This window comes from Paenibacillus doosanensis, from assembly GCF_025060755.1.
Taxonomy (GTDB): domain Bacteria; phylum Bacillota; class Bacilli; order Paenibacillales; family NBRC-103111; genus Paenibacillus_S; species Paenibacillus_S doosanensis.
Genome location: NZ_JANYUY010000015.1, coordinates 1 through 14,855, shown reverse-complemented (window position 1 = coordinate 14,855; position 14,855 = coordinate 1). Strand labels below are relative to the sequence as shown.

The 14,855-nt window shown below is 53.0% G+C and carries 10 protein-coding genes; 9 read left to right on the top strand and 1 reads right to left on the bottom strand.

The features are described 5' to 3' along the window. The first annotated feature begins 48 nt into the window (after nucleotides 1–48). The 3 genes from N0M98_RS12915 (at nucleotide 49) to N0M98_RS12905 (ending at nucleotide 3,806) form a co-directional block, all read left to right on the top strand. Complete coding sequence (locus N0M98_RS12915) at nucleotides 49–1,743, top strand: putative bifunctional diguanylate cyclase/phosphodiesterase (RefSeq protein WP_249863788.1); 1,695 nt, start codon at nucleotides 49–51, stop codon at nucleotides 1,741–1,743. Nucleotides 1,744–1,940: 197 nt separating this feature from the next. Then, nucleotides 1,941–2,783, top strand: coding sequence for an ATP-dependent sacrificial sulfur transferase LarE (gene larE / locus N0M98_RS12910; RefSeq protein ID WP_249863787.1), 843 nt, complete (start codon nucleotides 1,941–1,943; stop codon nucleotides 2,781–2,783). Between the two features lie 54 nt (nucleotides 2,784–2,837). Next, nucleotides 2,838–3,806, top strand: a complete 969-nt coding sequence (locus N0M98_RS12905; RefSeq protein ID WP_249863786.1) for a 2-hydroxyacid dehydrogenase — start codon at nucleotides 2,838–2,840, stop codon at nucleotides 3,804–3,806. A gap of 240 nt (nucleotides 3,807–4,046) precedes the next feature. Here N0M98_RS12905 and N0M98_RS12900 read toward each other — a convergent pair whose 3' ends face one another. Then, complete coding sequence (locus tag N0M98_RS12900; protein WP_259618115.1) at nucleotides 4,047–6,200, bottom strand: HelD family protein; 2,154 nt, start codon at nucleotides 6,198–6,200, stop codon at nucleotides 4,047–4,049. Between the two features lie 200 nt (nucleotides 6,201–6,400). Here N0M98_RS12900 and N0M98_RS12895 point away from each other — a divergent pair, with 200 nt between their 5' ends. The 6 genes from N0M98_RS12895 to N0M98_RS12870 form a co-directional block, all read left to right on the top strand. Then, nucleotides 6,401–7,357 carry an ABC transporter permease gene (locus N0M98_RS12895; protein ID WP_259618114.1) on the top strand — a complete coding sequence of 319 codons (957 nt, stop codon included), beginning with the start codon at nucleotides 6,401–6,403 and terminating at the stop codon, nucleotides 7,355–7,357. Between the two features lie 29 nt (nucleotides 7,358–7,386). Beyond that, nucleotides 7,387–8,259 carry a carbohydrate ABC transporter permease gene (locus N0M98_RS12890; protein ID WP_259618113.1) on the top strand — a complete coding sequence of 291 codons (873 nt, stop codon included), beginning with the start codon at nucleotides 7,387–7,389 and terminating at the stop codon, nucleotides 8,257–8,259. Between the two features lie 113 nt (nucleotides 8,260–8,372). Continuing rightward, nucleotides 8,373–9,941, top strand: a complete 1,569-nt coding sequence (locus N0M98_RS12885; RefSeq protein ID WP_259618112.1) for a type 2 periplasmic-binding domain-containing protein — start codon at nucleotides 8,373–8,375, stop codon at nucleotides 9,939–9,941. A gap of 77 nt (nucleotides 9,942–10,018) precedes the next feature. After that, nucleotides 10,019–11,038, top strand: a complete 1,020-nt coding sequence (locus tag N0M98_RS12880; RefSeq protein ID WP_249863781.1) for a response regulator transcription factor — start codon at nucleotides 10,019–10,021, stop codon at nucleotides 11,036–11,038. Further along, nucleotides 11,038–12,864, top strand: a complete 1,827-nt coding sequence (locus tag N0M98_RS12875; RefSeq protein ID WP_259618111.1) for a cache domain-containing sensor histidine kinase — start codon at nucleotides 11,038–11,040, stop codon at nucleotides 12,862–12,864. Before N0M98_RS12880 ends, N0M98_RS12875 begins: the two co-directional genes overlap by 1 nt. A gap of 77 nt (nucleotides 12,865–12,941) precedes the next feature. Further along, nucleotides 12,942–14,855 (top strand): DNA topoisomerase 3 (locus N0M98_RS12870; RefSeq protein WP_259618110.1); only part of this gene is annotated, 1,914 nt, incomplete at its 3' end.

Genomic DNA, 14,855 nt, shown 5'->3' with positions numbered 1-14,855 from the left:
TGCTATAATAACCGTACATAGCGTGGCAAGTAGGAGAGTGATTGCACCATGATTGATTCGGATCCGATCGGTCTTATAACATCGCATCCATTATTCCGGTTAAGCGGCGAAGCGATGCTGCTTCTGGATACACACGGTCACATCCTTAAAATTAATGCGGAGTGCGGCAGACTTACCGGCTATGATTTTCGGGCATTGAACCTGCGTCCGTTCGCATCCATGCTGTCGGCCGATGCAGCGGAGGCTTTCGCGGGCTATTTTCCAAGGGCGCTGCGGGGCGATACGCTTCAGGGAGAGCTCGAGTTTCGTCATCGTTCCGGCCATACGCTGAGCATTATGCTGCGGCTGATTCCGGTATGCGGCCAAGAAGAGCGGTTCGTGTATTTGATCATGAAGGATATTACCGAGCAGAAGCTCGCGTCCCGGCTTATCGAGCATATGGCTTATCACGATACGCTTACCGGACTGCCCAACCGTACTCTGTTTCAAATTCAATTGACACAGACGCTTGCCGCGGCAGGGAACGAGAGTCCGCCGGCCCCTTTTGCGATTATGCTGGTCAGCCTGGACCGGTTTCCGATCATAAACGAATCGTTGGGGCTTAGCTGGGGAGATTTGCTGCTGAAGCAAGTCAGCGAGCGGCTGCAGCGGCGGATAGGCCGTGCGGATCTGATTTGCCGTCTCGGCAATCACGAGTTTGCGCTACTGTACAAGACGGACGCCGATCCCGACTTTATTATGGAAGAAGCGCGGATTATTCATGAGAAGCTGATGGTTCCCTACGCCGTATACGACCGGGAGCTGACGATTCCGGGCAATATCGGCATCGCGCACTACCCACGGGACGGTACCGACATGAACAGTCTGATCCGGCACGCGGCGAAGGTGCAGACGAAGGAGCGCGAGAAGGGGCAAAGGCTGTACCGCCATACGCGGGACGAGCTGATGAACGATCCGCTGCAGCGGCTGGAGCTGGAGCACGATCTGCGCAAAGCGTTGGAGCGCGAGGAATTCGAGCTGTATTACCAGCCGCAATACGATATCCGCAACAACCGGCTGATCGGTATGGAAGCGCTGATCCGCTGGAATCACCCGAAGCACGGTATGATCTCCCCGGTTCAATTCATCCCGCTGGCGGAAGAGACGGGGCTCATTGTAGCCATAGGCGAATGGGTGCTAAGGACGGCCTGCAGCCAAAATAAACGCTGGCAGGACAGCGGTTTGCCTACGCTGATCGTTTCGGTCAATTTGTCGTTGCGACAATTCCAGAAGCATAATCTGGTAGGAGATATTTTGGGCATTCTGCGGGAGAGCGGCCTGAAGCCGCATTACCTGGAGCTGGAAATTACCGAAAGCATGGCGATGGATAATGTGGACCGCGTCATCCGCAAGCTTAACGAGCTCAAATATTGGGGCATCCGCATATCGATGGACGATTTCGGCACGGGCTACAGCTCGCTGCATTATTTGCGGAAAATCCCGTTACATAAATTAAAGATCGACCAGTCGTTCATCCGCGACCTCAGCACCGATCCGGACAGCGCGGCCATCGTATCGACAATCATAGCGATGGCGAACCATCTGAAGCTGGAGGTTGTGGCCGAAGGGGTGGAAACGGAAGAAGACCTGCGTTTTTTACTGCAGCAAAATTGCGCGCACGGGCAAGGTTATTTTTTCAGCCGGCCGCTTCCGATCGGGGAGTTCGAACGGCTGCTGCACCGCGAGCGTGCGGGAATCCGATAAAGTTTACTTACTTACCTTGATGAAACCCCTTTTTCTGCCGCACAAAAAAGACTATAATGAAATGAACCCGGTCCGAGCATGTTACAAGGACATCGGTAGACGTCTAGTTCTTTGCACACGATTGCAAAGTAATATCGAGTATCCGAAAATCAATGATATACGGATTCCGCATGGAATTCTTCAGGAGGCATACAAAGATGGAAAGCATGGAACAAAAATATGAGAAACTCGGGGACATTCTCCGTTCGATGGATAAAGTGGTCGTCGCTTTTTCCGGCGGCGTCGACAGCGCTTTTTTGCTGAAAGCCGCGCTTGAATTTCTCGGTCCGGAACGGGTGCTGGCCATTACGGCCGATTCGGAGACGTATCCGGTCAGGGAGAAGGAGGAAGCCATCGTTCTAGCCCGAGAGCTGGGAGCCGTACACGAAGTGATTCATACCAGCGAGCTCGACATTCCGGGTTACGCCGAAAATCCGACGAACCGCTGCTATTTTTGCAAAAATTCATTGTTCGATCATCTGATTCCGATCGCAGAGGCACGGGGCTACGAGTATGTCGTGTTCGGAGCGATCGCCGACGATCTCGGCGAGCATCGGCCGGGCTTGCAGGCGGCTCATGAAAAAGGGGTCAGAGCTCCGCTATTGGAGGCGGGGATTAAGAAGTCCGAGATCCGTCATATGTCCCGCGGGTTCGGGCTGCGCACATGGGATAAGCCTTCGTTCGCTTGTCTGTCGTCGCGGATTCCTTACGGGGAAGCGATAACGGCGCTGAAGCTGTCCATGATCGACCAAGCGGAAGATTTTCTGATCCAGCTTGGATTCCGTCAGGTCCGAGTCCGCCAGCATGACAATTTGGCGAGAATCGAAGTTCCTGCGGCGGATTTGGCCGAAATGCTCGCCGTCGCCGATACGGTTCACGCCAAGCTCAAGGAAATCGGCTATGCGTATGTAACGATGGATTTGAAAGGGTACCGCTCGGGAAGTCTTAACGAAGTGCTTAGCCCGCAGCAGCAGGCGGTCCACGCCGAATCCGTAAAATAAAACTAAAGCGTTGAATGAGGGGAGCGAAGCGCGTTGGCACATAAACCGAAAGTAATGATTACCCGAAAATTGCCCGATTCTGTGCTTGACTATTTGAACGAGCATTGCGATTGTACCGTATGGGAGGGTCAAGGCTCTATCCCGAGGGAAGAGCTGCTCTCCGTCATTAAGGATTACGAAGGCTTAATCGTATCAGCCGGACCCGTGAACGCGGAATTGATCGCGCATGCTCCCCGGCTTAAAGCGGTGAGCACCGTATCCGTCGGCTATAATCATTTTCATACCCAGGACATGTTGGCAGGAGGCATTATCGGCACGCATACGCCTTATGTGCTGGACGATACGGTCGCCGATCTGGTCATGGCGCTGATGCTGTCGTCGTCGAGAAGAGTAGCCGAACTCGACCGGCTCGTCAAGCAAGGGAAGTGGCAACGCGGCGCGATCAAGGAAGATCAGTGGTTCGGCCTCGACGTGCATCATACGACGCTCGGCATCATCGGGATGGGCCGGATCGGCGAAGCGATTGCGAAGCGGGCGGTGCACGGCTTTGATATGGAACTGCTGTACTATAACCGCAGCCGCAAGCCGGAGACGGAGGAGAAGTTCGGAGCAAGCTACTGCGCGCTGGAAGATCTGCTTCGGAGGTCGGATTTCGTCGTTCTGATGACGCCGCTGACGCCGGAGACGGTTCATTATATCCGCAAGGAGCACTTCGAGCTGATGAAGCCGAGCGCGTTCTTCATCAACGCGTCGCGCGGGCAAACGGTGGACGAGCAGGCGCTGATCGAAGCGCTGCAAAGCGGCCAAATTCGCGGAGCGGGCTTAGATGTATTCGATACCGAGCCGGTGTCGCCGGACAATCCGCTGCTGAAGATGGATAACGTAGTGACGCTGCCCCATATCGGCTCGGCGACATCAAGAACGCGCTATGATATGGCGATGCTGGCGGCGCAAAATCTGGTCGGCGCTTTGACCGGAGGCAAGGCTTATGTAGTGCCGGAGCTGCAGGCTTTGGTTAAATAGAGTGCAGTCGAAGAGAAGCGGCGCGCTGGAACCGAAAGGTTCGGCGCGGCCGCTTTTTTATCAAAGCGTTAAAAAAGAGGTACAGACGAACATCCCCGAGGCCATGTTCATGAACTTCAGACCATTCAAATAAACAGCCTGATTTTGCAAAATGCGCAAAGAAACCGTTCCTTTCGTAAATGGCGGATGGTACTTCCATTGACTCAAGAACGGTTTCTTTTTGTTCAACAATTATAAAAACTATTCGCTTACTGCGAAATCTCCCTGTATGCTTGCGATTAACGGGGAAGGCGTGCCGTCGTACCACAGCTGAAGCGAGTGCAGCGCGCGGGTACAGCCGACGTAGAGCAGTTTGGCGTCCTGCGGCATTGCCGAGTAATGGTCGGGATCGGCGTCGACAATGATGACGGCGTCGAATTCCAGCCCCTTGGCCATAAACGTCGGCACGATCGAGAGGCCGCCTTCATAATGCTGCTGTCCGGCCCCGATCAGATGAACCTGCATGCCTTCGGCGGTCAAGCTCCGGTGCAGCTGCTCGCACCGCTCCTCGGTGCGGGCCAGCACGGCGACGGTCGAGACTTCGCCGGACTGCAGACGGCGCATTTCCTGCTGCAGCTGTCCTGCAAGCTGGGCTTCGCCCACCTGCCGGATCTTGACGGGATCTCCGCTGCGGAAGACGGGCTCTGCAAGCACGGATGGCTTCTCCGCACTGTTCATTAAGACGGCATTGGCGAAATAGATGATTTCCATAGTCGAGCGGTAGCTGCGGTTCAGCTGGAAATAAGCCGTTTTTTCCGCTTCGAACAGACTCATAAATTCCTTCCAATCGTGAATGCCCTGGTATGCATGAATGCCTTGGGATAAGTCGCCCAATATCGTAAACGACTGGTTTCTTGTATGCATGTTAAGCAAAGTGATCTGAAACGGGGAAAAGTCCTGCGCTTCGTCGATCACCGTATGATCGAAAGTCAGCTCGCCGTGTATGCCGTAAAACCGGGAACGAATGTATAAAAGCGGGGCGAGATCTTCCGGCTGCACGAGCTTTTTTTTCAGCAGCGCCTGCGTCTCTCGTATCAGCTCGGGCGAAAGCTCCGCAAGCAGTTCCGAGGAGAGGTAGGCGGGGGGCTGCGGCCCCAACAGCTCTTTGTAGAAGGTGAACGGCGTGTATTCCGTCCACTGCTTCGTATACTCGCGCAGCCGCTGGGCGGCCTTCTTCTTATATTCTTTCTTCAGATGGACTTCCCATACTTTGTCGAGCTCCATTTCCTGCCACCGCTTGATTCTTGCCAACACCCGCTCGCGCCGCTTCATCAGCGGCTCATGCTTGTTCTCGACGTCGTACCATTGGCGGATCGTCGCCGCCGGAAGCTTGGTACCGTCCCAAGGGGAGTAATCCGCTTGCGGTCCAGCCGAGGCTTCATATTGCTGCAGCGCGCGGTCGAGCCAGCGCATGAAGCCCACGGAGCCTTTGACCCGTCCCGGAGCCGAATCGTCCATCGTCGGCCGCTGACCGCCGATCTGAAACCAGTGCCGCAGCCGCTGCGCCTGATCGGCGGGCTTGACTTCGTGATCCAAGAGCTCCAGCGCCCAATCCGTGAAGGTCGTCTGCTGGATATGCCCGACGCCGAGCTCGGGAAGCACCCCTGAGATATAGTCGAGGAACATGCGGTTCGGCGCAAATATAATCATCCGCTCGGCGCGGACTTGATCGCGGTATTGATACAATAAAAAAGCCAGCCGGTGAAGCGCGACCGTCGTTTTTCCGCTTCCGGCCACCCCTTGAATAAAAAGAGCGCTGTTCTTGACGGCACGGATAATCGCATCCTGCTCAGCCTGAATGGTAGAGACGATGTCCCTCAGTCTGTTGTCCTTGTTCTCGCCGAGCCGGTACAGCAGAAATTCGTCGGTGACGGCCATATTATCGCCTGCCCGATCGAACGTGTCGACGACGCGCTGCAAAATCTGCTTGCGGATGACCAAGTTCCGCTTCAAGTAAACGAGTCCTTCGACCATTCCGTCGGGGGAATCGTAAGTAACCGCTTCATTGCCGCCGGTAAAGGAATAGAACAAGCTGGCAACCGGCGCTCTCCAGTCGATGACCATGAGCTCCAGCGTCGGATCTTTCTCCAAACCGACCTTTCCTATATATAAGGGAGTTGGATTATGATGGCCGCTCTCCTGAAAATCCAGTCTGCCGAAATAAGGCTCCGACTGCGCCACGGCCAGATTGCGGCGCCGGCCCTCCCGTATCGATTCCAGCACCTGCTCGGTATGCTCGTGACCCGTGTACGGGGGAATTTTAGCTAACTCGGCGAGCTGCCGGTCAATTTCTTTAAACGTTTCCTCAAGCCGATTCAATTCTTCCTGATAAGCGCTTTGCACACTGGACTCCAAGACGATAAACCTCCATTCGTTCCAACCCTAGTTTTAAAAGACAGGAGATATACTATATCATAATTGCTTTGGAAATTGCAACCAAGCGAGAAAACGTAAAAAAACACAACTCACTACAAGTCAGTCCATTGTTGGACAAGCGGCCGCCAAGTACAATTTAGTTACAATAACTTTCACGAAAACTAGAGGAGGGGTGTAGTATGGCAAGCAAAATTCAAGCTTCTGATCGGGTACAAGTAAACTTTAAATCCGGCAATGCCAAGACGGCGTTTATCCGTAAATATTTTGCCTTGTATCTTATTTCAGTTCCAGGAATTATTTTCTTCCTGTTGTTCAAATACGTGCCGCTGTTAGGCTCGGTTATTGCCTTTCAAGACTACAACATTTTTAAAGGGATAACGGGAAGCGAGTGGATAGGGCTCGCGAATTTCAAACGCATGTTTGAATACACGGAGTTTATTACGATTTTGAAAAATACGTTATTGATCGGTCTGTACGATCTGGTATTTGCGTTTCCGGTGCCGATCATCCTGGCGCTGCTGCTTAACGAGCTGCGGATTATGGCGTATAAACGGATTATCCAAACGGTTGTATATATGCCGCACTTTCTGTCTTGGGTTATCGTCGGCGGTATCGTCGTCGGTCTGTTGTCTCCGACAACCGGCTTCGTCAATCAAATTTTGTCTACCTTCGGCATCGAACCGATCTACTTCCTGGGCGATAATTCGTACATCCGTACGATCCTGATCGGATCGGGCGTATGGAAAGACAGCGGTTGGGGAACGATCATCTATTTGGCGGCTATCGCGGGGATTAACCCGGATTTGTACGAAGCGGCGCAAATTGACGGCGCGAGCCGCTGGCGTCAGACGTTCTCGATCACGCTGCCGACGATTTTGCCGACCATTACGATTTTGCTGCTGCTCCATATGGGGAACTTCCTCGATTTCGGCTTCGAGCGCGTCTATATTTTCCTTAACCCGCTGAATAGCGAGAACGGGGAGATTCTGGATACTTACGTATACCGGGCAGGTTTGGTCGATCGCCAATACAGCTATACGACCGCGATCGGATTGTTCAAATCGCTTGTCGGTCTCGCGCTTATCGTGATCGGCAACACGTTCAGCAAAAAAGCTACGGGAGACGGTCTCTATTAAAGGAGCCTGTTCTATGGAGGTGAAACGATATGGTTATCAGCAAAGGTGTAAAAACATTTAACGTCATTAACATCGTATTTTTGACTTTATTGGGATTAACGATGGTGCTGCCGCTGCTGCACGTGATCGCGCAATCGTTCAGCAACAGCATCGCGATTAATAAAGGGCTCGTCTACTTTTGGCCGGTCAGCTTTACGACGGCGAACTACTCCAGCATTTTGAACGACCCGACGATTTGGATTGCGTTTCGGAACAGCGTGATCATTACCGTGGGCGGTACCCTGATCAATTTGATTGCAACGGCTTCGCTGGCGTATCCTTTGTCGAGACAGGAATATATCGGTCGCAAAATCATTTTGATTATGGTGCTCATTACATTGATTTTCCATGCGCCGCTTATTCCGAACTACCTGCTGCTCAAAAATATTAAAATGCTGGATACGCTATGGGTGCTTATGATTCCTACGGCGATCAGCGCATATAATTTGTTCGTCATGCGGTCCTTCTTTATGAATTTGCCGAACGAGCTGTTCGATTCCGCACGGATCGACGGCTGCGGCGAGATGGGAATGCTATGGAGAATCGTGCTGCCGCTGTCCAAGCCGGCGATGGCGACGATGGGCATCATGTATGCGGTGTCCAACTGGAACACGTATTCGGCGGCCATTTATTATATTAACACCCGGTCGTTAATTCCGCTGCAGGTGCGGCTTCGCGAGATGATTATTACGGATCAGTTCGGGGCTTCCGACTCCTCCGCGCTGGATTCGGCGATAGATCTTTCGCCCGAAGGGCTCAAAATGGCGGTTATCGTCGTAGCAACCATACCGATCATGCTGGTTTATCCGTTCTTGCAAAAGCATTTTATTAAAGGGATGCTGGTAGGTTCGATTAAATCATAAAAAAACACAACCTTCCGTAATTTTAGCAATTCTGCTTCAGGGTCAGTTAGGTTATGATACGAATGTAAACGCAACCAAACAGATTTCAAGACTCTAAAGGGAGAAGGGGTAATATGAAAAAAACAGTAAGCCTGGTAATGGCATCTGTTCTGGCGGTCGGCTCCATTGCGGGCTGCTCGAGCGGATCGGGTTCCAAGGAAGCGGAAGGAAGCGGCGGAGGGGCTGCAGCGCCTGCGGGTCCTTTGAAATTCTCGATTTCCTTCCCGACGACGACGGGCGACGGTTACGGGCAAAAACAACCGGATCTGAGCAAAGAAAAGTGGGTTCAGCGTCTGGATAAGTTGACCAACACGGAGCTGGATGTTAGGCTGATTCAGAGAGAGAAGATGAGCGTGCTGTTCGCCGGCAACGACATTCCCGACGTTCTGGGGAGCCTTGACTTGCCGACAGGAAAAGATATGGCCGGTTCCGTAGAAGCCGGGGTGTTCCAACCGCTCGACGATCTGCTGAAACAATACGCGCCTACGCTGCTGAAGAAGGTGCCGAAAGCGGCATGGGATTCCGTTACGTATAACGGCAAAATTTACGGCATTCCTGACTACTTGACGAACCCGTCCCGCCGCGGTACGTACATCCGCACCGACTTGCTGGAGAAAACGGGGCTGCCGGTACCGAAAACCGTCGACGAATATTTGGACGTGCTGCGCGCGTTCAAAAAGCTGGGCGTAGAAAATCCTTTCCAAATGCGCGAAAATTTCAAATACGCCGATACGTTCCTGGGCGCGTTCGACGTGCTCCCTTACAAGGACCAGTTCGAGGTGCAGGGCGATCAGGTGGTGCCGAAGTTCTTCGATGTCGAGAATATGCAAAAAGCGCTGCAAACCTATAAAACGATGTATGACGAAGGCTTGATCCCGAAAGACTTCGCTACGATCTCTTCGACGGATTACAGCAAAAACATTAACGCCGGAAAATCGGGCATGTGGACGGCTAACGTCAGCGGAGGCTTGGCTAACTTCAGAACGAACATTAAATCGGTAGATGCGAATGCAAAAGTGGACGTTATTCCTTCTCCTAAAGGTCCTGAAGGCAAAGGCGGATACTTCTTGTACTCCCCGATGGTTCGTACGTTCTACATCAACAAAAACGTAGACAAAGATAAAGCGGCCGGCATCATGAAATACTTCGAATGGATGACAACCGACGAGGCGGCCAAATTTTTCAGCCTTGGCGTTGAAGGCGAGAACTACACGGTGGAGAACGGACAAATCAAGTACAAATCGCCTACGAACAAAGCCGAAACGGAAGAAGAAGGATGGCGCACGACGCTGTGGGTCGGACAAGACTCGACCTACAACAAATTGCAGCTGGAGCAAAGCAAAGACGGCAAAGATACATTGACTGCGTTCGATACGATTCTTTCCAAAGAAGGTCTTCCGGGTATCGGCTTCTATCCGGACCTGAAAGCATTCTCCAAATATCCTGACTTGACGCCGCTCGGCGACACAGGCCCTAAACTGATCATCGATCACATGGTCAAAATGATTTACGGCAAAGAGCCGATCTCCGATTGGCCGAAAGTTATCGAAGAGTACAAGTCCAAAGGCGGCAACGAGATTATTAAAGAAGCTACGGAACGATATAATAAGAAAGACGGCGTATCTCTCTTTAACAATCAATAATGAATAAGCATCTACCCGGATCGGCATCGAAAAGGGTAGATGCTTTTCCCGTTTTCGCGAGAAGGAGGATTTCCTGCATGCAATTACTGATCGTAGATGACGAACCGATTATTCGTAAGGGTCTCGCTAAGATGGCGGAGCAGTGCGAGCTTCCGTTATCCGGCATCGAGACGGCTACCAATGGGGTTCAAGCTTTGGAAATCATCCGGGAGCAAGTTCCGGACATTATCTTTACGGACATAAGAATGCCGAAGATGGACGGTCTGGAGCTGTGCAAGCAGCTTCATGAGCAGTATGCGCACATCCCTATTGTCGTTATATCCGGCTATTCCGATTTTGAATACGCGCAAAAGTGCATGTCCTACGGCGTTAAGCATTATTTGCTCAAGCCCGTTACCAAAACGGATGTGGCCGATATATTGGAGACGCTGATGAAAGCCAAAACAAAGGGGTTTTTGTCGCTGACCAAGTACGAGGATTGGATCGAGCAGGTGGAGCATGCGATTTGGATGCTCAATCTGGAAGAGGTGGAGCGGCTTACCGAGCAGTGGAAGCAGTACTGCCTGTCCTCGGAGTTGAACGTAGCGCAGCTGAAGGAGCTGCTGAAGGAATGCATTACGATGCTGGTCAAACGTCTGGCCCGCAAATCCATCACGGTTGCGCCTGAGAAATCGGAGGAACGGTTTCTTACGCGGGAGGAGGCTTTCGCCGACTTCGACCGTCAATTAAAACAGCTGACCGCCGAGCTGACGGTGAAGCGGAGCGGCAACTACAAGGACCCGATGAAAGAGGCGAAATCGTATATAGACAACCATTTGTCCCAGGAAATTACGCTGGAGGAAGTGGCGGATATGGTCGGTTTGACGCCGACATATTTCAGCTCTTTGTTTAAGAAAATGACAAGCGAGACGTTCGTACAGTACCGGATTAAGAGGCGGATCGAGCTGGCGCAGAAGCTGATGGCCGTCCCTCATCTGAAAATGAGCGATATTGCGGCGGAGGTCGGCTACGAGGATTACCCGCATTTTACGAAAATGTTTAAGAAAATGACCGGTTATTCGCCTTCCGAGTACCGCAGCATATTGGGGATTAAATAATGAAGGGCAATTTGTCGCGCAAGCTGCTCACGTACTTTTTGATCGTGATCGTGCTCTCTCTCTCTTCCGTAGGCGTAGTGACGTATACCCGCGCATCCAAGGAGCTGGACGAGCAAAGCGCACGTCATATGTCGCAGATCGTCAATAACGCGATGTACCAAACCGATCTGTATTTGCAAAATTACGATCGCGCCATGACTTCGCTTCTGTCCAACCAGGATGTAAAGCAATTTATCGATATGCCGCGGATCGACGGCTACGACTATTACAGCTTTTATTCTTCGATCAAGGCGTACGGAATTAAACCGCTGTTTATCAGCAACCCAGAGATCAATAACGTCTATATTATCAGCTATAATGAAAACGCGATCTTCGCCTTTAACAGCGGATATGACCAGCCGCTCTCCCCGCCCGAGGTGCATGAGCAGCTGCAGATGCTGAAGCAGCGCACTAAAGATAACGGGCTGCTCAGCGCTTTGAATACGACGATTCTGCCGGAGCGGAAAAATAGCGTGATCACGCTGGCGCGGAAAATCAAGGGGCTGTCGTCGCCGAATTTTAACGGCATTCTCGCTTTCGAGGTACAGTCGAGGGAGCTGTCGACGCTGTGGGGAGGCATCGATCTCGGCGAGGAAGGCTACTTCTTCATTATGGATGAATCCGGCGAAATCGTGTACCATCCGCAGCGGGAGATGATCGGAACGATGGTGCCGGACAAGCTGCGCGAGCAGATCGGCGCCTCCGACGCGCAGATGTTCGAAGGCGGCGAGGGTAATAAGAAGCAGGCGTTCGTCAGCCGCAAATCCGCTTATTCGGGCTGGACGCTGGTCGTGTCCATGCCGCTGGACCAGCTGAAAAAACCGATTTCCAGCATCCGCACGACTACGATCGCCATCGGTCTGGTGACGCTCGTCCTCGCCATATGGCTGTCGCAGCGGTTCGGCCTATCGATTACCCGGCCGATCCGCGTGCTCAAAAACGGCATGAGGCAGACGGAGAAAGGAAACTGGGTCACGATTCCGGTGAATCATTATGAGCCCAAGGACGAGATTGATGAGCTGACCTTCAGCTACAACCTGATGGTGAAGCGGCTGTCGGAGCTGGTGAAGCAGGTGTACGAGGCGGAATTGACGAATCGGGAGACGCAGCTGGAGCGGCAAAAGGCCGAGTTTCAATCGCTTCAGATGCAGATCAACCCGCATTTTCTATACAATACGCTGGAGACGATCGCCTGCTATGCGGCATTGAAGGATTCGGACGAAATATCGGAAATCGTCAAGGCGATGGCGTATATGCTTCGTTATTCGGTGCAAACGAATCTTGAGGAGATTACGGTGGCCAATGAATTGAAGCATGTGCTTACGTATATGGTCATTCTCCGGCATCGGATCGATTATGAATTCGAAATCGACGCCGCAGTGCCGCCCAAGTATTTGCTGCACAAAATGGTACGGCTTACGCTGCAGCCGCTGGTGGAAAATATTTTCCAGCATGCCTTTCCCGAGGGGGTGGAGCCTCATCATTACATCCGGGTCGACGCCGGGGAGGAGGACGGCATCTTCTGGGTCAGCGTCGAGGATAACGGAGAGGGCATTCCCGAAGCCAAGCTGGCCGAGTTGAACGAGAGGCTGAGCTCCTACCGTCTGACCGACGATCATGGCAGCAAGGAGCGGGTTACCGGAGGGATCGGAATCGTCAATGTGCACCGCCGCATTCAGATGGTGTTCGGCGAGGAATACGGCCTGCGAATCGAGAGCAAAGCGGGCGAAGGTACGAAAATATTCATGCTTATGCCAATGTCTTCCCAGGGCAGAAGCGATCAATGACGATTTACAAATCGTCATTTTTTCGTTACCATGGCGAATATGGGAACTATTGTCCACGGTAGGGAGCGAACATATTTTTGAAAACATTAATCATTGCCGAAAAACCCGATATGGGGAGAAACATCGCCGCGGCCATCGATCCGAAGGCGAAAAATCACCGTACTTACATTGAGGGCGAGCAGTACATTATTACATGGGCGATCGGGCATCTGATCGGGCTGGCGGAACCGGATGCGTATGACGATAAATATAAAAAGTGGAATTTCAACGATTTGCCGATTATTCCGGGCACGTTCAAGCTGGTTCCGAATTATAAGACGAAGGACCAGCTAAAGGTGATCGCCGAGCTGGCCAAGCGCAGCAAAGAGCTTGTCAATGCTTGCGACGCCGGGCGAGAGGGTCAGCATATTTTCTCGCTTATTCAGCGCCATTTGAAGCTGAGGCATCCGGTTAAACGGCTGTGGATATCCGACTTGACCCCGGAGACGATCCGCAGAGGCTTTGCCGAGCTGAAGGAAGGATCGGAATACGATAATTTGACCAAGGCGGCCAGGGCGCGCAGCGAAGCGGATTGGCTGATCGGGATGAACGGCTCGCGGGCGTTTACGACGAAGCACAACGAGCTGCTCTCCGTAGGCCGCGTTCAGACGCCGGTGCTGGCGATTTTGTATGACAGGCAGAAAGAGATCGAAGCGTTTCGATCCAGCAAATTTTACGAGGTCGAGGCGCTATTCCGGCAAGGCGAGACGGAATACAAGGGCCTGTGGCAAGGGGAGCGGTTGATCGATCCCGACAAGGCCGCCGCGCTTGCGGCCAAGCTGAAAGGCAAGCCGGGCGTCATCGCCAGCTATGAGGTGAAGGATACGAAGGAGTATCCGTTCCGGCTGTACGATCTGACGCTGCTGCAGCGCGAAGCGAACGCGAAATACGGCTATTCGGCGAAGAAGACGCTGGATATCGCCCAGTCGCTCTACGAGAAGCATAAGGTGATCAGTTATCCGCGGACGAATTCGAACTATGTGACGGAGCAAAACATCGCCGAAATGCATCGTTCCTTGGATCAGCTGCGCGGGACTTCATACGGAGATTTGGCGGAGCAGGCGGACAAGCGGCTGGTGCACAAAAACAATCGGGCGGTTTGCAATCCGGCGAAGGTCGAGGACCATCACGCGATTCTCCCGACGCATAAAAAGGCGGGCGGCTTGTCCGCGGACGAGCAGAACGTATACGATTTGATAGTGAGAAGATTCCTGTCCCACTTCTATCCGGCGGCGGAATACAAGGTCCATACGGTCTTGACGGAAGTGGAGCGCGAAACGTTCAAAAGCACGATCAAGCAGCTGCTGTCCCTCGGCTGGAAGGTGATCTACGAAGACCAGAAGAAGGAACAGGCCAAACGCAAAAGCAAGACGGATAAGGAAGGTGAAGAGGAGCCGGAGGAAGAAATCAGCACTCCGTTCAGTCTGAATGCCAAGGAAGGCGTCCTGTGCGCCAAAACGGCGGCCAAGGAGAAGGAGACGCAGCCTCCTAAAGCGTATACTGAAGGCACGCTGCTGAAGGCGATGGAAGGCGCAGGCAAGCAGGTGGAGGACGAGGAGCTGCGCGACGCGATGAAGGATTCGGGTCTAGGCACGCCGGCTACGCGCGCTTCCGTCATCGAGCGGCTGAAGCAGGTCGGCTACATCGTCATGCAGGGCAAGCGGATCGTCATTACGCAGAAGGGGCGCACGGCGGTGGAGCTGATCCGGGGGGCGGGCGTCGATCTGCTGACGTCGCCCGAGATGACCGGCCATTGGGAGCGCCGCCTCAATGAGATTGCCCGCGGGTTGGCCTCGGACGAGGCGTTCATGGCCAACGTAAAGAAATTTACGAACCTGATCGTCGATAAGGTTCGCGTGCAATCGAAGGCCGACAAGACGGCCTTCGAAGGCGAAGCCCCGTCCGCAGGCGCAGCCAAGCGGACGCGCAAAACCCGCGCCGCCGCCGGCTCC